Raw genomic sequence first — 20,611 nt, forward strand, 5'->3', positions numbered from 1 at the left:
GATATGGGGGAGCCGGTTATGGCACAATGGATTGTAGATTACCTGCCGACGTGGAATATCATTCGAATTAGTGGAATTGCTGCTTATGTGCTGCTCTTTGCCGGTGTATTTCTGGGCATTGCACAAGGGATGCCTATGGCCAAAGGCAAACCTAAAGCGACCATGTACAAATGGCATACTCGAACGACCTGGCTCGCCTTCGGACTTGGACTCGTGCACGCATTAACGTTATATATTAATCACTATAGCCCGTTGACCTGGGGAGAAATTCTGATTCCTTTTACAGCCTCCGTGCATCCGATTGGCAGTGGTCTGGGAACGATAGCCTTCTACGGATTAGTGATTGTCCTGTTATCCAGTGATCTGCGGAACAAGCTGGGCTGCAAATGGTGGTTCATGTTCCACATGCTGTCCTACCCGGTGTTCATTAGTCTGCTGGTTCACGGCATGGTAACAGGATCAGATTCAGGCAACATTATCATGCGGATGATGTATGTATTTACCGGACTCAGCATCGTTGGCATCACTGTGCTGCGTGGCATGTTGCGAGAGCGCAAAGGCCCGGAAATCACGATTGGACCGAAACAGGCAACATCTGGTTCACCTACCGAGCAGAATTGGGTTGAAGGTTTTGGTTTGGTGGGAACGGTACGACCTAAACATCTGAAATAAAAACATGTGGATCATCAAAAAGTATCTTACACATGCAAAAAAGCGGCCATCTGGCCGCTTTTTCCATGAACAGTTATTTCACGAAGCATCCATACACATGTCCAATGTTCCACATGACTTCAGATATGAAACGAGTTACGCATTATACAGCGTCATCACTGACAGGTTTTTCTCCCAGTGCTTCTTCAAGCTCGGATTGTTTGCGATGGGCGATCCGACTGCTCGCTGCCGATGCAATCGCACCGACAATATCATCGAAGAACGTGTGGACAGGGCCCAGGCTCTTGTCATTAAGTCGTTCAAGCACCCCTGGTTTCAGCTTGTCCACATAACCATAATTCGTAAATCCAATGCTGCCATATACATTGACGATGGAGAATGCCAAAATCTCATCCACGCCATACAGTCCTTCATCGTTCTCAATCATCTCCTGCAAAGGAGATATGAGCTGCCCCTGTTCTGCCAGAATATCAAGCTGAATCCCGGTCAGAACAGCGTTCTGTACCTCACGTTTACGGAGAACCATCTCCACATTTTCGATACATTCTTCCATCGTAAGACCTGGATAATATTTTTTCTGCAATAACATGACCAGCTCTGCGATCTCAGGGATCGTGACGCCCCGCTTATGCAGCCATTCCCTTGTTGCCTCCGCCACTTTGCGGCTATTCAGGCTGTAAGGGATTTTTTCTTGCTCAGGATGTTCCATGGGCGATTCCTCCTCTGAAGTTAGCAATGTCCCTACTCTTGCTTCCTAATACGTTATTAACCTGTTTTACGTTTCTTTAAGATAATATATAAGTTTTTAGCGAAGCGATTATCTTTTAGTTATTTTTTGGACAAAGGCTCGTATACATGGTAGTACAAACTGTAAAAATGATGAGGGGGAACGTGATCATGAGAAAGATCCAATCTTTGCGTACGGTATCGGCAGCAGCGTTGCTGAGTATTCCTATGGTATTGTCAGGCTGCGGCATGTTTGGAGCACAGTCTTCCGAAGCTGTTGATCCACCACCGCCTATTCAGGAAGCAGCCATGATTCAAGCAGCCGAAGGGAATGGTGCGCTCGCAACGCTTCCATTAACGACGGTATATCTGCAAGACCAGCAGGGGCTGCTCGCTCCGGTATCCCTGACACTTCCTTCTGGAACAGACGCCAGCAGTCCAAAGACAGCACTGGATACACTTGTCACAGGCGGGGCCTATGCAGGTATGCTGCCTGAAGGATTCCAGGGCGTTCTCCCGCAGGGAACGGTTGTGCAGAATGTAACGATTCACGCGGATGACAAGTTGGCGGTCGTTGAGTTCTCGGGTAATTTTGCCAAGTATGATGCAAAGGAAGAACGGAAAATGCTGGAAGCTGTCACGTGGACATTGACGGGAACTCCTGATGTGGAGAATGTGCAGATCTGGGTGGATGGCAAAAAGTTAACGCAAATGCCGGTGAACAGCACGCCGCTGCCTGAACCGCTGAATCGGGCTGTGGGAATCAATCTGGATCTGGGTGATACGTTTGTGACGAACAGCAGCCCGGTAACGGTCTATTTCTCCGCTGCTTCGCCAGCAGGCATCCAATATTATGTTCCGGTGACACGTCTGGTTACACCTGGTGAAGATCGGGTGCAGGCAGCATTGAATGAACTGATCAAGGGACCTGACAAAGGTGGCGAATTGGAAGAGGTCATGACAGGCGGAACAGAGCTGCAATCGGTCAAAACGGCAGAGGATGGCACGGTAACGGTTGCCTTGAAAGATGATATGTTTGCCGAAGGGGATATCGTGCCAAGCGAGCTGTTACAGTCTGTCGTATTAACTACTGCGGAGAACACAGCCAGCAAGGATGCCAAAGTGCAGATCGAATGGAATGGCCAAAAAACGGTCATGGGTGACGACAACAGGGATTACAGTGCGCCGGTTTCCAAGCCTGAATATATCAACGAAATTCCGATTTAATGAGCAAGGAATGCTTAAGGATGCTTTTAATCGAACTCTTTGGTAAAATATAAGGGATTCGTAAAAATGTTAACAAGCTCAACATTACAGGATGCTTAAGTCGTAGGAGGCAGAAAATATGAGATCAAACGGACGAACCAGCGAACAGCTGCGCCCGCTGAATTTAACAGTGAACACGAATAAATACGCCGAGGGCTCTGTACTGATTGAAGTTGGAGATACAAAGGTGATCTGTACAGCTACAGTGGAGGAACGTGTTCCTCCCTTTATGAAAGGGCAAGGAAAAGGCTGGGTAACAGCTGAATATTCCATGTTGCCACGTGCAACACATACTCGGAACCAACGTGAAGCCAATCGCGGCAAATTAACTGGACGCACCATGGAAATCCAGCGTCTGATTGGTCGGGCACTGCGCTCGGTAGTTAATTTGCAGGCTCTTGGTGAGCGTACGATTACGCTGGACTGTGATGTTATTCAAGCTGACGGAGGCACACGCACAACGTCCATTACCGGTGCGTTTGTAGCGCTGGCACTTGCCGTGAACAAGATCTCCCAACAGCACAAACTGCAAGTGTTCCCGATTACGGATTTCATTGCCGCAGTAAGTGTGGGCGTTGTGGGTGAACAGCCTGTACTGGATTTGAACTATGATGAAGATTCCAAAGCCAAGGTAGACATGAACCTGGTGATGACAGGCGGCGGCAAATACGTCGAGCTTCAGGGAACAGGTGAGGAAGCTCCATTTGATCGCCGGGAACTGAACGCGATGTTGGAACTTGGTGAGCAGGGAATTCTGGAGATGATCGAGCGTCAAAAAGAAGTGCTCGGACCGATTGCGCTCAAGATCGGCGCGCGTGGATTAGGGGAAGCTTAAGATGAGTTTGGACAGCCCAATCCTCATTGTTGCAACCCGCAATGCGGGTAAAGTCCGTGAATTCGCTCATGCTTTCGCACCGCTTGGTAAAGAGGTTAAGAGCATGTTTGACTATCCGGAGCTGCCGGATGTGATAGAAGACGGCGTAACGTTTGCGGAGAATGCCTGGAAGAAAGCCAAAGCGGTTGGTGATGCGCTTGGTTTGCCTGTTCTGGCAGATGATTCAGGACTCTGCGTAGATCTGTTGGACGGGGAGCCGGGAGTATATTCAGCGAGATATGCAGGCGAAGGAGCAACGGATGCACAGAATAATGCGAAGTTGCTGGAGACGCTGGAATCGTTGAAATCCGGTGAGGACACCGAACAGCCGCTACTAAGTCCGGCTCGTTTTGTCTGTGCGTTGGTACTGTACGATCCGACAACAGGTGATAAGTATGAATCGGAAGGCACTGCCGAAGGCTGGATCACGGCTCAAGCTGCAGGTGCTGGCGGTTTTGGATATGACCCACTCTTCTATGTACCTGAATACGAGATGACGATGGCAGAGCTGACGCTTGAGCAAAAACAGGCGATTAGCCACCGTGGTCACGCGCTGAGAGCGCTTGTATCCAGACTTGAAGGCTGAGACTAAACGAAACATCTTGATTTAAATTCATGATATGTGAACATCAAAGCGTTAATGGAGGGACAGGACATTCCGATGGAATGGTTCACCCGCCATTAACGCTTTTTGTATGAAATGAAGTGTTTGAGCGGGTTTGGTGAAGGTCCATCCATATACCTATGGTGAGGGCTATTTTTTGTGACTACATATCAGAACGTATGTTCTTTTACCTACAAGAGAAATGGTTTACATTGCACGATTGGGAATCTCATTGGGACTGGAGTTGGAAGAAGTTGCAAGCCTTGTGTGGTATGGGTTAACATTCAAATTAACCAATCATATATGAACCTTAAACGGAGGGATCTACTCATGCAAGAAGTGAAGCTTGTTGTATCTTACGATGATTATGAGGACGGCATTCGTATGGAAAAGTTAATAAAGGAACTGGCGGCTAAACCGGAGGCCAGCTCATTGGAAAGTCTGGTCATCGGAGATTGGGGACAGGCTTATGAAAATTCGCCTGATGAGTTCATGGGTACGCTTATCGAGTCGGCTCCAAGTTTTCCGTCATTGAAGAAACTGTTTATTGGAGATATGGGATTCGAAGAATGTGAAGTATCGTGGATTATCCAGACCAATCTCACACCGCTGTTAGGTGCCTTTCCAGAATTAAAATCATTCTCTGTAATGGGCAGTAGCGGCCTCAGTCTGGAACCACTCCAGCATGCCAAGCTTGAAGAATTGATTATTATTTGTGGTGGTCTCCCGAAAGAAGTGTTATCTTCAATCACCCATGCCAAGTTGCCTGAATTGCGTAAACTGGAACTGTACCTGGGTGTGGATAATTATGGTTTTGATGGATCACTTGAAGACGTACTCCCTTTGCTAGAAAAAGGATTATTTCCAAAGCTGGTTTACTTGGGTCTGAAAGACAGTGAAATTCAGGATGAGATTGCCAAAGCAGCAGCTGAAGCACCTATTCTGGATCAACTTGAAGTACTGGATCTATCGCAAGGAACGTTGTCCGATGAAGGGGCTGAGGCGTTGCTTGCCAGTGACAAGATCAAGAAACTGAAACATCTTGATCTAAGTTACCATTACATGACCAATGAAATGATCAGTCGCTGGAACGAATCGGGTATATCTGTAGATATTAGCGACCAGCAACAGAGTGATGAGGATGACTGGCGTTACCCGTCGTTAACGGAATAGATGATGTCAGGTGTTACGGAAATGAAAGAAAGCATGCATAAACCGATAGGTATGCCTGATCCAACGCAAGATCAGCCCTTTTTATTGATTGGAAACCCTGATAACCGACGAACACAAGGGCTGCAAGAGGCTAGGCATAGATTAGGGCTGAAACCTGCGGTTGTACTGCCATATGCTCAATTGCTCCAGAATTGGAGACACGGACGAACCGTCGCTGATACAGTAGATGCGAATCTGCCTGTACCCCTGATTCGAATAGATGCTCCAGGAGAGGATTGGGAAGTGGAGCGTGAACTACTGTTCCTTGGAGCTATGAACGATACGTCAACATTAACGGGTGGAATGGGTACAGAAGCATTTTTCGCAGAACAGGCACTTACGCTGGAACAGGAGTGGGGAAGAATATACGCTCCTGCCCAGTGGTTCCGTGGCTGGAAAGAATGTCTGGATCGAATTGGCCGTGAGTCTCGGGAAATATGGCCTGTAGTCCGATTCATGAATGATCCCGCCGATATCCAATTGATGTTTGACAAGAGAACATGTCAGCAGCATCTATCTTCACATGGAGTTGATGTACCTCCAGCGCTTCAATCTTCGCAGCCAATCTGCGATTATATGGACCTGCGTAGCTCAATGAAGGTTGCCGAGATGCATCGTGTGTTTGTGAAGCTTGCGTGCGGCTCCGGGGCTTCAGGAGTTGTTGCCTATCAAGTCAATCCTCGAACGGGTGATGAAATCGCTGTAACAACGATGGGGATGGAACAGAGACAGGGCAAGACGATTTTCTTCAATGAAGGACGTCTACGCAAGTATACCCGCAGTGAAGAGATTATTACGCTGATGAACTGGTTATGTGCAGAAGGTGCACAGATTGAACGATGGATGCCCAAAGCCACGCTTGATCAACGGGCCTATGATATTCGCCAACTGGTTGCGGGTGGACAGGCAGGTCATGCGATTATGCGGTTGAGCCATACGCCAATTACCAATCTGCATCTGCGTAATGAACGGATGTTGCCTGCTGAAGCAGGGCTGGATGAACAGCGGATGTCGCTGGTTCGGTTGGCAGCGCAAGCAGCCATGTCTGCATTTCCCAACTCGTGGTCAGCCGGAATTGATTTGATGCTTGCTAGTGGTTCGAATCCGCGTGCTTATGTGCTGGATGTGAATCCGTTTGGAGACCTGTTATACAGGGTTGAGCATCATGGCCTCGGAACCTATGAGTGGGAAATGGAACTTTTACGAAAGGAGCCTATTCAACATGCCTGATATGAACACCATCGTGGGCTCCCATGATCTGTTAATGATTACGCTGGATACGTTACGATATGACGTAGCCAAGCTGGAAGAGGAGAATTGTCCTAATCTATGTGGTTCGGGTTCGTGGGAGAAGCGTCATACCCCAGGCAGTTTTACATATGCGGCGCACCATGCTTTTTTTTGGTGGTTTTATGCCGACCCCTGCCAATACAGATAAGGCATCTCATGTAAGGCTATTTCATTCCCGGAATACCGGACTCAAGACACATCCGCACACTTGGCTGTTTGATACACCGGATATCGTATCCGGGTTCGCAGCTGAAGGATACCGTACCATCTGTATTGGTGGTGTCATCTTTTTTACGAAAAAAAACCCGCTTGCGAAAGTATTGCCAGGTTATTTCCAACACAGCTACTGGAGAATGAACTTTGGGGTAACCAACCCCAAATCAACAGAGCATCAGGTACAGCATGCATTAAAGTTGCTTGAACAGACAGCGGAGGATGAAAAGATATTTATGTTTTTGAACGTGTCTGCCATTCATGGCCCCAATCGTTACTTTGTAGAAGGAGCGAAGGAGGACTCGGTGGAGACTCAGCGAGCTGCACTTCGATATGTAGATGAGGCTCTTGGACCATTGTTCGAGGCGATGAGGAAACGCGCTCGGCCTGCGTATTGCCTTGCTTTTTCCGATCATGGTACAGCTTACGGTGAAGACGGATATCAAGGTCACAGGCTCGCACATGATGTGGTGTGGACGGTGCCTTACCGTGAATTTTTAGTATAGAATGTATTGATCTTATGAGGACAACAACCGGAGACAGGAGGAAACCAATGGAGAAACATATACAACATACAACAACAGGCCATTCCACACAGTCCGGATCCAATATAGCTACAAGTCTCAGTGAAGTACTGGCATTCCCTTATCGTTCTTACTTATACTCGTACCCACACAAGACCGCCTATCGGGAGCTTGACCCACCACTGCCGTTAGGGCCACTGTGGGAACGAGAAAATACCGATACGTATTTTTTATATATGCATATTCCCTTTTGCGCTGCTCGTTGCGGATTCTGTAATCTGTTCACACTGCCGGATCGACGGGATGATACGCATGAACGTTATGTAGATGCGCTGGAACGTCAGGCGAAGCAGTGGGCACTCATTACATCTCGAAGGCCTTATTCGAGGTTCGCGATTGGTGGAGGAACGCCTACGTTATTAAATGAGGTTCAGTTGAATCGTCTGTTTGATATTGCTGAACATGTGATGGGGCTGGACCCTGCACAAGCATCGATTTCGGTGGAAACGTCGCCGGATACCGTTACGGAAGCCAAGCTGGCCATCATGAAGGAACGAAGTGTGGATCGTGTCAGTATGGGCATCCAGAGTTTTATTGAAGCTGAAGCCTCTGCCATCTATCGTCCACAAAAACCGCAGGAGGTTGAACGAGCGCTTGAGAAGCTTACTCGGTATGATTTCCCATTGCTGAATCTGGACCTGATCTATGGTCTGCCGGGTCAAACGGTGGAATCGTGGATATATTCACTGGAAAGAGTGTTGGCTTACGAACCGGGTGAAATCTTTATCTATCCCTTGTATACACGGGAAAATACAATCGTGAAGCCTGATGATATTCGCCGTCAGGGACCTGACATTCGGATGGAGCTGTACAAAGCTGCATGTGAGATTTTAAAAAGTAAAGGTTATGTGCAATATTCGATGCGCAGATTTGCCAAGGAACATTCGTCCTCCAAAGTGCTTCTGCCTTATAGCTGTCAGGAGGAGGGCATGGTTGGTCTGGGATGTGGCGCACGCTCTTATACGAGTGAAGTACATTATGCTTCCAAGTATGGCGTGAGTTACAAGGCCACACAGAGCATTATTGCAGATTATGTGGCAACTGAGCGCTACGATGTAGCGGATTATGGTATTGTGTTAAGCCGTGAGGAACAGAGACGTCGCTTTATTCTGAAAGCTTTGCTGCATCGGGAGGGATTGGCGTTGTCTGAATACCATCAGCGCTTTGGTACCGATGTGATGTCCGACTATGTCTGGTTGGCTGAACTGTTGACAGAGGGCATGGCGGAGCTGGAGAACGATGAGGGCAAGCAGGTGCTGCGTCTGACAGAAGAAGGACTGGGTTACTCCGATGCGATTGGAGATTGGCTTATATCTGCCGAAATTCGTGAACAGATGGAAGGGTTTGTTTTCTCATGAGAGCAACTTTGTATTATCGGGGGAAGTTGTCTTCCTGTAATTACGACTGTCCATACTGCCCTTTTAGCAAAACCGTGGATTCCAAAGAGACGTTGGAAGTGGATGAACAACAATTGCGTCAATTTGTAATTTGGGTCAGGGAGCAAGAGAGTGCCGGGCATCAATTTTCGATTTTCTTCAATCCCTACGGTGAAGCTTTGGTGCGTCGTTGGTACCGGGAAGCAATGGTTGAGCTGTCACATATGCCACATGTGGATAAAGTTGCAATTCAAACCAACCTGTCCGTCAAGCTGGATTGGGCGAGGGAGCTGGATGCGAATAAAGCTGCCTTTTGGGCGACGTATCATCCTCGTGAGACAAAAGAGGCTTCTTTTGTAAAACAATGTCTGACCTTGCGTCAGATGGGACTTGCTTTTAGTGTCGGTACTGTCGGACTCCGTAGTGCTTTCCCCGCAATTGAGTCCATGAGACAGGCTTTGCCGGATGATGTGTATATGTGGGTAAATGCCTTCAAAGATCGGCCCAAGTATTACACGCCGGAAGAGATTCAGTTTTTACGTGGGCTTGATCCGCTTTTTGAAGGTAATCTGCAGGATTACGAGAGCTTGGGCAAACGATGTGCTGCCGGTTCGGAAGTATTTTATGTACAGGGGTCAGGGCATGTGAAGCGGTGTTACAAGGATCGCCGGATTATTGGGCATCTGTATCGTGATGGTTTGCAGGCTTTGTCTGAGGATCGGCCTTGTCGCATGAAAAAATGTGGCTGTTACATCGGTTATATCCATATGGAGGATTCCCCGTTCAGGGAAACGTTTGGCAGTGGGTTGCTTGAGCGAAATCCGGTATTCATTAACCGATAAGCACGGCAAGGGAGAACGAAATAAACATTAAAGTAGGTTCACTAAAAATGTAACGATGGACGGGTTTCAATGTCAATTTCAGCACATATGAATTGATTTATGTATAACAATAAGATGTCCGGTGAGCAACAGTTATGCTGTTCACCGGACGTCTTTTTTTGTGAATGGAAATCAGAAAGGCAATTCTATCGAATAGCGACTTTATATGTTCGCAACCAGGTATTAATCTGAGTCAGATATGCAAATAACTGTGGCCCTGACATTAACTGTCCGAACCAGGGAAGATTGGAAGCTGCATCGGGTGAAGACGCAAGATTGCGGATCTGAGTTTTGTCGATCAAAGGCAAAATAGGTGATGTGGGATCATCCAGGATATCAAGTACCTGTTGTTTGACCGCGGCCAGATATTGCGGATTATGTGTTTTTGGGTATGGACTCTTTTTGCGATATAACACATCGTCAGGCAGGACACCTTCGAGTGCTTTGCGCAGAATACCTTTTTCCCGCCCGCCGGTTATTTTCATTTCCCACGGGATGTTAAACACATATTGAATCAGACGATGGTCACAGTAAGGTACCCGCACTTCCAGTCCTGCCCCCATGCTCATCCGGTCTTTGCGATCCAGAAGTGTAGGCATGAAACGTGTAATGTTCAGGTAGGACATCACCCGCATTTGTGCAGCTTTACCTGTTTCTCCATCCAACAGAGGCACTTCAGCCACTGCATCCGAATAGCGGTCTGCCAAATAGTCGAGTGGCCGAATCCATTCCCTAATGTCCGGGGATAACAAGGCTGCTCGCATATCAGGCGCTACAGACCACGGAAACGTCCCGGAGTTCAGCATATCTTCTCGATGGAACCAGGGGTAACCGCCAAACACTTCATCCGCTGCTTCGCCTGAGATGGCAACCGTGGCCCCTTTTTTGATTTCTTTACAGAACAAATAGAGCGAGGAGTCTACATCTGCCATACCTGGCAGGTCCCTTACTAGCATGGCCTGTGTCAATGCATGAACCAGTTCTCCGTTCTCAATCTCAATCCAGTGATGGTCGGTCTTGAGTTCATCCACCATTCGCTTAATCCAGGGTCCATCCGCACCCGGCTGAAAGGAATGCGCCTGAAAATGCTTGGCATTATCCACATAATCGACAGAATACGTACTGACTTGGCCTTGCCCGGTCCGGTTGTAATAATCCACGGCTAATGCAGACAAGGCACTGGAGTCCAGTCCTCCTGATAAAAGAGAGCATACTGGAACATCCGAAGCCAACTGGCGCTCCAGTGTATCTTGCAAGAGAGATCGTACCTCGGCTGCCGTCTCTTCCAGGTTATGTTCGTGGTTCTGGCTTTCCAGTTTCCAGTAGGCATAGGTTCGGATCCCGTTTCGGTTATAGATCAGCGCGTGCGCAGGCTTGAGTTCGCTTAGTGAAGAGTATACGCCGTGTCCTGGTGTCCGTGCAGGACCTACGATAAACACTTCGGCCAATCCTTCCGGGCCAACAGCGGCTTCTACATCTGGATGAATAAGCAGAGCTTTGGGCTCTGAGCCAAATACGAGTGTGTCTTTGGCATTACTGTAGAACAGAGGTTTCACGCCAAGGCGATCTCGTGCGATAAAAACCTGTTCGCGTCCCCCATCCCATATGGCAAAAGCAAAAATACCGTTAAACCGGTCAACACATGCCGGTCCCCACTCAATATAAGAGGCGAGCAACACTTCCGTATCACATTGCGTGCGGAACTGATGCCCCCGCTGGAGCAATTCCTTTTTCAACTCGGGTGCATTGTATAGTTCTCCGTTATACACGACGGTATAGGAGGAATCTCCCTGTAACGCATGCATGGGTTGTGCGCCGTTCTCGGGGTCCATTACACTAAGACGCCGATGTCCAAAGGCACAAGGATTGGAGATCCATGTACCTGAAGCGTCGGGCCCCCGGTTCGACAAGCTATCCGTCATACGGACCAGCAGCTCTGATTCCTGGGTCAAATCCCGATTCCACTGTATGAAGCCGGTAATACCGCACATGGTTTGTTCATCCTTTCTTGGTCGAGTCATTCATCCGTATGGCTGCTTAATTACTGGCAACCAGCAAATGTTGTCTTTTTCGTCAGAGGTCGTAACAAATATATGCCGAAAGCAGGCATAAAATGTCTGTCCTCTTCGGAAACTAGTTCTAGGGACAACGGCCTCAACATGCCTGTGAAGGAGAGAACATGCAATGGACAGTATGAAGTATTATGTGTCTGTCATGGGCCGCTCCGTTATTCCGGATCCGTCGGTAACATCGTATGAATGGATCATTCAGGCAACGCCGCAGGAAGCGGAGCAATTACTGGGACTACTGAGCCTCATGCAGGAAAAGGAGGAAGAGGCCTTTCCTGGCATGGTATTCCCATGGCCAGATACACCGGAGGAGTCCGTAAACCGAGCGTATGAAACGGTATTACAACAGGTGTATCGGGAGATTTACCGATTGGGCACACCAGAGACACGATACCAGATTGAACAAAGTACATGATAAGCACAAAGGAAAAGGAGCGCGATGACGAATGTATGCCATTCAAGATGCCAAAATACGCAGATTAACCGAGGTGGATGGATTGTCTTGTGCAGAGGTTGAAGTGCAGCCTGGAAATGCCGGAGATCCGTCGTTACTTGTATACGTGGCCTCAACCCAGCCCGGAAATTCGCTGGAAGTTGTTCGGATTGTACGCAATCACTCCGATTCGGCGATCGACTGGTATAACAATAATATGCATACTGCGTTTGAAGAGGCGACAAATACCGCATTTGAGAACAGTGAAGGCATGACAGTCGAAGAAGATAAAGCTCGGTTTCAAAGTGAGTTGTTTGCCTTTGGTTTGCTTGGTCCAACACTTCAGCGTTATCTGATCGGGCAGGCTTAACAGGTAACGCTCCAGCAATACATGTGGTGTTAGCGGGATAGAGTTCGATGTTGAGCTATATGTAGATGTGACCTGTTGCTGTTGCTGTTTGCTCTGACTGTATCTGTAACTGGAAAAACCCGCCGTTGTTGAACGGCGGGTTTTGTTATGCAATGGTCAGATCAGGTGGAGATGTGATCAAGCATACTCGCGCAGTACTTGAATCCCTTTAACCACATTGTACACAAAGCTTAATCCGTAGATCACAAAGAATAGAATGACAAACCCGACGGCGGAACCCAGACTATGCGCAGTCACGAAGAAATAAAATAACGGAATGGCAGCGAGAAAGGGGAATACATGTGAGAATAAGGCACGTTTTGCATGTCCCTCAATGTAATCATCCTTGGCAACAATCCATATAATGATCGGAAACAGGAACGGGGCAAAGAAAATACTGAAATAGGATAGTGCTGATAAAAGTTGTCTCATGACGATTCTCTCCTTCAATGGATCATTGAAATGTATGTATGCAAAAGATTACCCAGCAATTCTGACATTGAAAATGTCTGCTGTTAATCTTACTCTAAATGTCCCAATCTCCTCAATATAACCTGGTTCAAGCTATCATATTCTCAAAGGGGCTGGAGTATGAATAATACGATAAAGTACATTTTTGAACCCGTGGTTAAGTATAATTATTAATTTTTTTATAAAACTATTGAAAAATATAGAAATCAGAGTATAATAAGAACCGCGCCGAAAATTTATTATACATATTTGTCTCAGTAGCTCAGCTGGATAGAGCAACGCCCTTCTAAGGCGTCGGTCGGGGGTTCGAATCCCTCCTGGGACGTAAAAAAACAAGAAGCTTCCTTTGGGAAGCTTCTTGTTTTGCGTTCAAGGGAAGAGAACCCCAATGGTTCGTCGAAGCATTCGCTTCGTTAGCACTGCATCGCAGTCTCGACTGGAAGGAGAGTATCCCTCCTGGGACGTAAAAAAAAGAAAACTTCCTTCGGGAAGTTTTTTTGCGTTTTGAGGGAATTGGTTTATTGGTTATACCTATAAACAATATAGAATTTATATATTTAAAGAATAAATAATTCTATGCCACAATGAGGATATCAATAACGAAAGCGACGGTGGTATTCATGAAATCATTAAATCAATGGCAAGCAGATGAGTATGACAACAAACTGGCTTTTGTGTCCGGATACGGCAAAAATCTGATCTCTTGGCTTCAACCCCAAAAAGGGGAATACATTCTTGATCTGGGTTGCGGGACAGGGGATTTGACGCATGAAATTTCACTGACCGGAGCTGAAATTATTGGCATGGACGCATCGCCAGACATGATTCGCCGTGCGAGGAAGAAATTCCCTGAACTTGAGTTCGTGGAAGGAGACGGTCATCAGTTTGAGACGAAAAGACTGTATGATGCCGTTTTCTCCAATGCAGCCCTGCACTGGATGCGAAGCCCGCGATTAGTGGTGGATAGTATATGGAAATCTTTGAAGCCTGGAGGGCGTTTTGTCGCAGAATTTGGTGGTAAAGGGAATGTACAGACCATTGTGAATGCATTAGAGCAGGTTATGGAGCGAAACACGGGCATTCGTGCTTCTGAACGTAATCCTTGGTATTTTCCTTCGATCGGAGAATATAGCCATATTTTAGAGCAACGTGGATTTGTGGTGCGTCATGCCTATCACTATGACCGTCCTACCAGACTGGCAGATGGTGAGCAGGGTATAGTAGGCTGGTTGGCTCATTTTGGAGGCGACTATTTTGCAGGTCTCAGTCATGAAGAGATACAACAAATATGCCATGAAACCAGTCAGATCGTGAAGCCTCACCTTTGGAAAGATGATGCTCTGTATGCCGATTACAAACGTCTGCGTATTGAAGCCGTGAAGCCAGAATAAGTAGAATTTTGTGATATGTAGCAATTTTTATCGATGTTAAACGAATTATCAAGATCCCTTGTATGCTAACCACGCTTCCTCTGTACACCAGGAATCTCTTTCGAATAAAGAGGCTCTTGGTCTTTTTTTTGATGCATTATTTTAAAAATGAAATATTCAAACGACAAATAATTACAAATGGATATTTTCATCATACTCAAGACCCATATAAGTAATTTCTATATCATATTTGTAAGTATTTAGAAGGAAAATGTGGTATTTTGATAGAATAATTTACCAGGGGTCAATCCTTCTTGCAGATAGGTGGTGAAATTGGAGCGCGTATTGCAGTACGCACAAACAGCAGGAACCCATTATTTGGTGACGTATTCACATTTAAAAGGAGGGGCAAAGCCTTGAGTAAACGATTGATATCCACGTTATTAAGTGTCCTAATGGTCTTTTCCATTATTCTCCCCGCGGCTGGAGCCGCTCCCGCAGATTCAGTTATTCAGCTTGACAACTTACCCAGTACAGCCGAAGCCAAACAATGGAGAGAGATTCTTGCAGGACGGGAAGCAAAACTTGCCGCAGATCCATTTTTGGATAAAAGCTTGGAAGGTCTGGGTGGAGAGAACACCCGAGTGATCGTTGAGCTTTCCAATAAACCTGTTGCAGTAGCGCAAGGTGAATCAACCCTCTCCGGAAAATCTTTTACCTCCTCTATGGAAACAAAGGCTGTGACTCAAGTTGAACAACAACAACAGTCATTTGTACATAGCCTCACTCAGAAGAAAATCAAACATGAAGTATTGGAAGAATATGCATATGCTTTGAATGGTGTAGCGATTGAGCTTAAAGGAAACCAGGTGGGACAATTGCTTCAAATACCTGGCGTGGTCAGCGTATATCCTGACCTTGAAGTTACAATAGCGCCAGAAACAGATGAAGTGAACCCGTACATGAAAGACACAGCACCTTTTATTGGTGCACCTGAAGTATGGGATCTGGGTTACAAAGGAAATGGCATTAAAGTCGGAGTCATTGATACAGGCATTGACTATGAACATCCTAATTTGCAAGAAGCCTACAAAGGTGGATGGGATTTTGTTGGAAACGACAATGATCCGTATGAAACAACATATCAAGAATGGAAAGGATCGGGCGAGCCTGAGCTTAACGAGCTTGGAAGCCCCTATTACACATCTCACGGTACACACGTAGCGGGTACCGTTGCTGCTCGCGAAGCGGGGGACTATGGTATTGTTGGTATTGCTCCTGAAGCAGATATCTATGCTTACCGTGTACTTGGACCGTATGGTAGTGGTCAAACCTCATGGGTACTCGGCGGAATTGATCGTTCTGTTCAAGATGGCATGGACGTAATCAATCTCTCGTTGGGTAACGCCGCCAACGACCCGAGTTATATTACTTCAGTTGCCCTGAACAATGCGATGTTGTCTGGTGTGACAGCGGTTGTAGCAAGTGGTAACAGCGGACCCAACCGTTATACACTCGGTTCTCCAGGTGCGTCTGCAATGGCTATTACGGTAGGTAACTCTACAGGACCTAGCCAGCTGATTACAGCTGATACTCACTTCTGGATTGGTGAGGAAGGCGAAGAGACACAACCTGATCAACAACCGGTGCCAGAGGTTGAACAATCTCCTGAACTGGGTACGGCACCTGGAACAGAAGAGTCTAAAGGTTCAGAGCAAGGTGTACCCGCAACTGCTATTGAGGAAAGTGCAGCAACTGTGGAGGACGCGGTTTCTGATAAAACTTTAGTTGCTGGATCAGAACAAAATGGAATTACAGCTGAAACGCCTGTCGACGCTGAAGTTCCGAATGTAGAAGAAGCTACAGCAGAAGAAAATACTCCATCTGCATCACCTTCTGCACCGGTTGAAGCTTCTCCTGAAGCTGCCCCTGTGGAAGAGGAGTCTGTAATTGCTCCGACTGAAGCTCCACTGGCTATTACAGAGTCGGTTTACCGTCTGGATCTGATGGGATGGAGCTTGTCAGCAGACCCTGAAACTGTTTTGACAGGAAAATATGAGCTTGAATTTGCAGCACTGGGTAAGCCAACTGATTTTGAAGGCAAAGATTTTACAGGTAAAGTGGCATTAATACAGCGTGGTGAACTCGCATTTGTAGAGAAAATCGCCAATGCCAAAGCGGCCGGAGCCTTGGCTGTTATTGTGTATAACAACATTCCCGGTCCAATCGGTGTAAGTCTGGGCGATAACTTTGAACTCATTCCAACACTGAGCATGTCAAAGGAAGATGGAGATGTGATCAAGGCTGAGCTGGACGCAGGCCAAGCCGTTGAAGTGAGCTTTAGTGATTTTGAACGTTCCCAAACTCCGGGCGATGAAATGAATTCATCCAGTTCACGTGGACCTGCAAAGGTAACACTGGACATCAAACCGGATATTGTTGCACCAGGTACAAGCATTTTGTCTACGATTCCTGCCTACGGCAAGGATGAGCCAGACGCAGATTACGCACAAGCTTATGATCGTAAATCAGGTACAAGTATGGCTACACCTCATGTAGCAGGTTTGATTGCGCTGCTGATCGAGAAGCATCCGGAATGGACACCATTTGATATCAAAGTTGCACTGATGAACAATAGTAAGGTGCTGGATACAACCAAGTTTGATGTATTTGATCAAGGTGCTGGCCGTATTCAGGCTGTGAACACCATCGATCCCGCTGCTTTTGTCAAAGTGCTTGATGTTACTCAATACACGGAGAGTGGCGCAGTTGTAGAAAAGGAAAATATCACCGGAAGTATCAACTACGGTAATTTCCTGAGCACAGATGAAAAGACGATCACCAAAACGATTAAAGTTGAAGCGCTGAATGGTAGTGGCGGGGATTACACCGTAAATGTGAATCCAACTCGTAATGTCGCTGGTGTATCTGTTGCCGTAGATAAAAGTTCCTTCACTCTGAATGGTGAGGAAGAACTTGCAGTAACAATCACCGTTCCACGAGGGGTTACTGCCACTACGGAAGCACAAGGATACATCGAGTTCTCAAACGGAACCAATACTTTTACTGTGCCGTATGTTGCTCATTTCAACGTTACGTTGAGTGGAGTTAAGTATATTGAAACCGTAAAAGGCACTGAAAAAAATCCATTCCACTATCCATTGAAGGCTGATGGTACGTTGGATACCCTTAATGTAGCGATGGAATTTTATAATCCAATGACATTTGCCCTGATTGAGATCTATGATGGTCTTAATCCGGAAGGTGGATATTATCAAGATGGTTATATCGGCTCCATCTTTGGCAACTATTTTAACTTCAATGCCAATGCAAGATACAACCTTGCTTGGGACGGCTCATATGCAGATTACACAACCGATGAAGTGACTGAGATTCCGGATGGTTTATATACGGTAGACATCACTACTATTGGTACGGACGGCAAAACTTATAAGGAAGACACTTCGCCATTTTTGGTGAAAAAGACAGCTCCGGCTGTAACTGCACCAGAAGCGTTGGAGTTCAAAGAGGATGAGTCTGCTGTTCTTAATGGTAGCGTGGAGGACTTGTACTTCCGTGTAGCTCCTGCGCTTGCCAGCGGATGGGACATCACGTTTGATCCGGCAGCTTCCCTGGAAGCAACGTATGTTGTGAAAAAAGAGGATGGTTCGGTTTATAAAGAAGGAGTCTTTGAAGTGCAAGCTGATGGCAGCTTCAGCCTTCCTTTGGAGGGAATTGAAGCAGGCGAGTATGCTGTTGAACTTACGGTAAAAGACCAACAGGGGCTTTCGGGCACAGCCAATACGGCACTGAAGTTGGAAGCCGTGGAGACCGAACCTGAAACTCCGGCAACTAAGGCCCCAGGTACGCCTGTATTGTCTCACAATAACTGGGTAGGCAACGGCTTACCAGAGGGCGCGTATATCGTTACAATGAACCTGTGGTGGGGCGAGAACGCAACTAGCTACAAGTTATATGAGGACGGGGTTTTGGTTGATACGCAAAAGTTGACTTACAACGCACCTTGGGCGCAGTTTGCTCAGACGAAGATCACGGGCAAAGCCAATGGCACGTATACGTACGTGGCTGAGCTGACTAACGACAAGGGAACAACGCGTAGTCAAACGTTGACTGTTCGGGTTACCAACGCAACGCCAGGCAAAGCGGTTCTCTCTCAGGATAACTGGGATGGCGACGGCCATTATAAGGTGACCATGAACCTGTGGTGGGGGACCAACGCTACAGAGTATCGTCTCTATGAAAATGATAAGTTGATCGATACGCAAGAACTCCGTTCGGCTACACCTTATGCGCAAAGTGCTGTGACTACACTGTCCGGGAAAGCATCGGGCACGTATACGTATCGGGCAGAGTTAATTAACGCAGCCGGCGTTACCAGCACAGACACGATTAAGGTAAAAGTGAAGTAACTTCATTCCTCATTGAAATTGATTAAAATTGAATAAATTAATGAAGGAATTGTTCTATGCATAAACGGCCTCCATCCTGATTTTCAGGATGGAGGCCGTTTTGTTTTTCTATAAATAAATTGTATGGCTAACCGATCATTCTATTTTTGCTGGCCTGAATCCCTGCGATTAGCAAAGCGATGGCCAGAATGACCTGTATAAGCAACGGAAGGGTCCATCCTTTTGTCCAGTCATGAAGCATGCCGAACAGTAGAGGTCCCACTGCAGCAAGCATATATCCGAAGGACTGAGCCATCCCGGACAGGCTGGCAGCTTGTCTGGCATCTTTTGTGCGAAGGACGAAGAACATGGTTACCATTCCAAATGAAGCTCCAGCACCTATTCCTGCCAACGTGACACCAATGGTAACGAGCGAAGCGATACCAGTTAACAATAAAGCATACCCGACAATTAAAGAAGAGCACGTTATCGCGGTTAGAACACGCTGATCTCGCGTTCGGCCAGCGAGGATTGGAACGATAAAGGTAGCCGGTACACTAACCATCTGCATTAGGGAGAGCATCCACCCTGCTGAGGTGGGGCTGAATCCTTGCTCAGCGAGAATCTCGGGAAGCCAGGTAATCGTTGTATAGAATATTAGAGACTGCAGACCCATAAATAAAGTAATGAACCAGGCCAGAGAAGAGGTCCGTAGACGTACAGGCGTCCCTTCACTTTGTGTGGCTATGAATAACATTCGCTGACGTCCTGCGGCGATCTGGGGGAGCCACAGGAGAAGCGCCAATATGGACAACAAGGCCCACATGCCTAACGAAGCACGCCAACCCATAGATGTGGCTCCTGCTACGGGCACACTCACACCTGAGGCGATGGCGCCAAATATGTTCATGGATACAGAGTATAATCCGGTGACGATACCTACCCGCAATGGAAAATCACGTTTGATCAAACTTGGCAAAAGTACGTTGCTTAATGCAATGCCGCACCCCAAAATTGCGGTTCCTGCATATAAGGAGAGAACTGAAGGCAACAAGCGTAAGGCCACCCCAATGGTTACAATCATAACAGCCAATAGCAGAGCAGATTCGAGTCCTAACCGCTTGGCTAGACGTGGTGCAAAAGGAGAGACTGCTGCAAAGGCAAGCAAAGGAAGTGAGGTCAGAAGCCCAACCATTGTATGGCCGATACCTGTATCTGAGCGGATCATCTCCACTACAGGTCCGGTTGCTGTAATCGGTGATCTCATGGTAGCGGCGATGACGATAATGCCTGCTAACAACAGGCCGAATCTTTTGGATGTCGAAGAATGCTCTTCCTCGGTATGGATAGGTGAGTGCTGCTGTATTGAAGATGACATTGATAAAATCTCCTGTTTCCTAAGAAGTTAATATGTATGGATTGTTACATAATCCACTCCGTAAGCATAACATTCTATGTCAATATTGAGCAATGAAATGAAAAAAACACCTAATGGACCGTGGGTGCCTCGTGCGGCTGCTCCAATGCAGCGACATAGAGCATATAACGAAGTGAATGCTCCGACGAACCGTTGGGATTCTCATCCCCAGAACGCAAAAAAAAGCTCCCCGAAGGAAGCTTCTTTTTAATACGTCCCAGGAGGGATACTCTCCTTGCAGTCGAGACTGCGAAGTGGTGCTAACGAAGCGAATGCTCCGACGAACCGTTGGGGTTCTCATCCCCAGAACGCAAAAAAAGCTTCCCGAAGGAAGC

16 protein-coding genes, 1 tRNA gene and 1 pseudogene are annotated in these 20,611 nt (G+C 47.0%); 14 read left to right on the forward strand and 4 right to left on the reverse strand.

What is annotated here, in order from left to right; all coding sequences use genetic code 11:
* The first annotated feature begins 18 nt into the window (after positions 1 to 18).
* The gene (locus tag FE296_RS20320; protein WP_167483786.1) at positions 19 to 672 is read left to right on the forward strand and encodes a ferric reductase-like transmembrane domain-containing protein; all 654 of its coding nucleotides are present in this window, start codon (positions 19 to 21) and stop codon (positions 670 to 672) included.
* A 142-nt stretch (positions 673 to 814) separates the two neighbouring features.
* Here the strand turns inward: FE296_RS20320 and FE296_RS20325 are convergent, their stop codons facing one another.
* Positions 815 to 1,381 (reverse strand): phosphatidylglycerophosphatase A family protein, encoded by a 567-nt coding sequence (locus tag FE296_RS20325; RefSeq protein ID WP_091037633.1) that lies wholly within the window; start codon positions 1,379 to 1,381, stop codon positions 815 to 817.
* Between the two features lie 188 nt (positions 1,382 to 1,569).
* On the opposite strand from FE296_RS20325, the gene FE296_RS20330 reads away from it, so the two are divergent.
* The 8 genes and pseudogenes from FE296_RS20330 to FE296_RS20365 all read left to right on the forward strand — a co-directional run bounded on the left by FE296_RS20330 (position 1,570) and on the right by FE296_RS20365 (position 9,659).
* Positions 1,570 to 2,625: a GerMN domain-containing protein gene (locus FE296_RS20330; RefSeq protein WP_091037631.1), complete on the forward strand. Its 1,056-nt coding sequence runs from the start codon at positions 1,570 to 1,572 to the stop codon at positions 2,623 to 2,625.
* 118 nt (positions 2,626 to 2,743) lie between these two features.
* Positions 2,744 to 3,499: a ribonuclease PH gene (gene rph, locus FE296_RS20335; RefSeq protein WP_017692572.1), complete on the forward strand. Its 756-nt coding sequence runs from the start codon at positions 2,744 to 2,746 to the stop codon at positions 3,497 to 3,499.
* Between the two features lies 1 nt (position 3,500).
* Positions 3,501 to 4,124, forward strand: a complete 624-nt coding sequence (locus tag FE296_RS20340; RefSeq protein ID WP_124117689.1) for an XTP/dITP diphosphatase — start codon at positions 3,501 to 3,503, stop codon at positions 4,122 to 4,124.
* 348 nt (positions 4,125 to 4,472) lie between these two features.
* Positions 4,473 to 5,315: an STM4015 family protein gene (locus FE296_RS20345; protein WP_150366114.1), complete on the forward strand. Its 843-nt coding sequence runs from the start codon at positions 4,473 to 4,475 to the stop codon at positions 5,313 to 5,315.
* A 33-nt stretch (positions 5,316 to 5,348) separates the two neighbouring features.
* Positions 5,349 to 6,584: an STM4014 family protein gene (locus FE296_RS20350; protein WP_223868960.1), complete on the forward strand. Its 1,236-nt coding sequence runs from the start codon at positions 5,349 to 5,351 to the stop codon at positions 6,582 to 6,584.
* Positions 6,577 to 7,363: pseudogene (locus FE296_RS20355) on the forward strand (STM4013/SEN3800 family hydrolase). The gene FE296_RS20350 and the pseudogene FE296_RS20355 overlap by 8 nt, the downstream one beginning before the upstream one ends.
* A 47-nt stretch (positions 7,364 to 7,410) precedes the next feature.
* Complete coding sequence (locus tag FE296_RS20360; protein ID WP_150366115.1) at positions 7,411 to 8,799, forward strand: STM4012 family radical SAM protein; 1,389 nt, start codon at positions 7,411 to 7,413, stop codon at positions 8,797 to 8,799.
* Complete coding sequence (locus tag FE296_RS20365; protein ID WP_150366116.1) at positions 8,796 to 9,659, forward strand: STM4011 family radical SAM protein; 864 nt, start codon at positions 8,796 to 8,798, stop codon at positions 9,657 to 9,659. The genes FE296_RS20360 and FE296_RS20365 overlap by 4 nt, the downstream gene beginning before the upstream one ends.
* Before the next feature lie 185 nt (positions 9,660 to 9,844).
* Here the strand turns inward: FE296_RS20365 and asnB are convergent, their stop codons facing one another.
* Positions 9,845 to 11,689, reverse strand: coding sequence for an asparagine synthase (glutamine-hydrolyzing) (gene asnB / locus FE296_RS20370; protein ID WP_150366124.1), 1,845 nt, complete (start codon positions 11,687 to 11,689; stop codon positions 9,845 to 9,847).
* Positions 11,690 to 11,882: 193 nt separating this feature from the next.
* Here asnB and FE296_RS20375 point away from each other — a divergent pair, with 193 nt between their 5' ends.
* Entirely contained in the window at positions 11,883 to 12,182 is a 300-nt protein-coding gene (locus FE296_RS20375) for a hypothetical protein (protein ID WP_017692581.1), read from the forward strand.
* 31 nt (positions 12,183 to 12,213) lie between these two features.
* On the forward strand, positions 12,214 to 12,570 hold the full coding sequence (locus FE296_RS20380; RefSeq protein ID WP_124117699.1) for a hypothetical protein: 357 nt from the start codon (positions 12,214 to 12,216) through the stop codon (positions 12,568 to 12,570).
* A 177-nt stretch (positions 12,571 to 12,747) separates the two neighbouring features.
* Here FE296_RS20380 and FE296_RS20385 read toward each other — a convergent pair whose 3' ends face one another.
* Positions 12,748 to 13,041 carry a magnetosome magnetite crystal formation protein family gene (locus tag FE296_RS20385; protein WP_017692583.1) on the reverse strand — a complete coding sequence of 98 codons (294 nt, stop codon included), beginning with the start codon at positions 13,039 to 13,041 and terminating at the stop codon, positions 12,748 to 12,750.
* Between the two features lie 290 nt (positions 13,042 to 13,331).
* On the opposite strand from FE296_RS20385, the gene FE296_RS20390 reads away from it, so the two are divergent.
* The 3 genes from FE296_RS20390 (at position 13,332) to FE296_RS33815 (ending at position 18,880) form a co-directional block, all read left to right on the forward strand.
* A tRNA-Arg gene (locus FE296_RS20390) sits at positions 13,332 to 13,405 on the forward strand.
* 295 nt (positions 13,406 to 13,700) lie between these two features.
* The gene (locus tag FE296_RS20395) at positions 13,701 to 14,471 is read left to right on the forward strand and encodes a class I SAM-dependent methyltransferase (protein WP_124117701.1); all 771 of its coding nucleotides are present in this window, start codon (positions 13,701 to 13,703) and stop codon (positions 14,469 to 14,471) included.
* A gap of 395 nt (positions 14,472 to 14,866) precedes the next feature.
* On the forward strand, positions 14,867 to 18,880 hold the full coding sequence (locus tag FE296_RS33815; protein WP_150366117.1) for a S8 family serine peptidase: 4,014 nt from the start codon (positions 14,867 to 14,869) through the stop codon (positions 18,878 to 18,880).
* Positions 18,881 to 19,007: 127 nt separating this feature from the next.
* Here the strand turns inward: FE296_RS33815 and FE296_RS20405 are convergent, their stop codons facing one another.
* The gene (locus FE296_RS20405) at positions 19,008 to 20,237 is read right to left on the reverse strand and encodes a CynX/NimT family MFS transporter (protein WP_150366118.1); all 1,230 of its coding nucleotides are present in this window, start codon (positions 20,235 to 20,237) and stop codon (positions 19,008 to 19,010) included.
* Positions 20,238 to 20,611 lie beyond the last annotated feature (374 nt).

The organism is Paenibacillus sp. UASWS1643, from assembly GCF_008693195.1.
GTDB classification, from domain to species: domain Bacteria; phylum Bacillota; class Bacilli; order Paenibacillales; family Paenibacillaceae; genus Paenibacillus; species Paenibacillus amylolyticus_B.

Coding starts and splice junctions, on each gene's coding strand:
- FE296_RS20320 (WP_167483786.1), top strand. CDS start 19: ATGGCACAATGGATTGTAGATTACCTGCCGACGTGGAATATCATTCGA.
- FE296_RS20325 (WP_091037633.1), bottom strand. CDS start 1,381: ATGGAACATCCTGAGCAAGAAAAAATCCCTTACAGCCTGAATAGCCGC.
- FE296_RS20405 (WP_150366118.1), bottom strand. CDS start 20,237: ATGTCATCTTCAATACAGCAGCACTCACCTATCCATACCGAGGAAGAG.
- FE296_RS20395 (WP_124117701.1), top strand. CDS start 13,701: ATGAAATCATTAAATCAATGGCAAGCAGATGAGTATGACAACAAACTG.
- FE296_RS20385 (WP_017692583.1), bottom strand. CDS start 13,041: ATGAGACAACTTTTATCAGCACTATCCTATTTCAGTATTTTCTTTGCC.
- FE296_RS20350 (WP_223868960.1), top strand. CDS start 5,349: ATGCATAAACCGATAGGTATGCCTGATCCAACGCAAGATCAGCCCTTT.
- asnB (WP_150366124.1), bottom strand. CDS start 11,689: ATGTGCGGTATTACCGGCTTCATACAGTGGAATCGGGATTTGACCCAG.
- FE296_RS20340 (WP_124117689.1), top strand. CDS start 3,501: ATGAGTTTGGACAGCCCAATCCTCATTGTTGCAACCCGCAATGCGGGT.
- FE296_RS20345 (WP_150366114.1), top strand. CDS start 4,473: ATGCAAGAAGTGAAGCTTGTTGTATCTTACGATGATTATGAGGACGGC.
- FE296_RS20380 (WP_124117699.1), top strand. CDS start 12,214: ATGTATGCCATTCAAGATGCCAAAATACGCAGATTAACCGAGGTGGAT.
- rph (WP_017692572.1), top strand. CDS start 2,744: ATGAGATCAAACGGACGAACCAGCGAACAGCTGCGCCCGCTGAATTTA.
- FE296_RS20365 (WP_150366116.1), top strand. CDS start 8,796: ATGAGAGCAACTTTGTATTATCGGGGGAAGTTGTCTTCCTGTAATTAC.
- FE296_RS20360 (WP_150366115.1), top strand. CDS start 7,411: ATGGAGAAACATATACAACATACAACAACAGGCCATTCCACACAGTCC.
- FE296_RS20375 (WP_017692581.1), top strand. CDS start 11,883: ATGGACAGTATGAAGTATTATGTGTCTGTCATGGGCCGCTCCGTTATT.
- FE296_RS20330 (WP_091037631.1), top strand. CDS start 1,570: ATGAGAAAGATCCAATCTTTGCGTACGGTATCGGCAGCAGCGTTGCTG.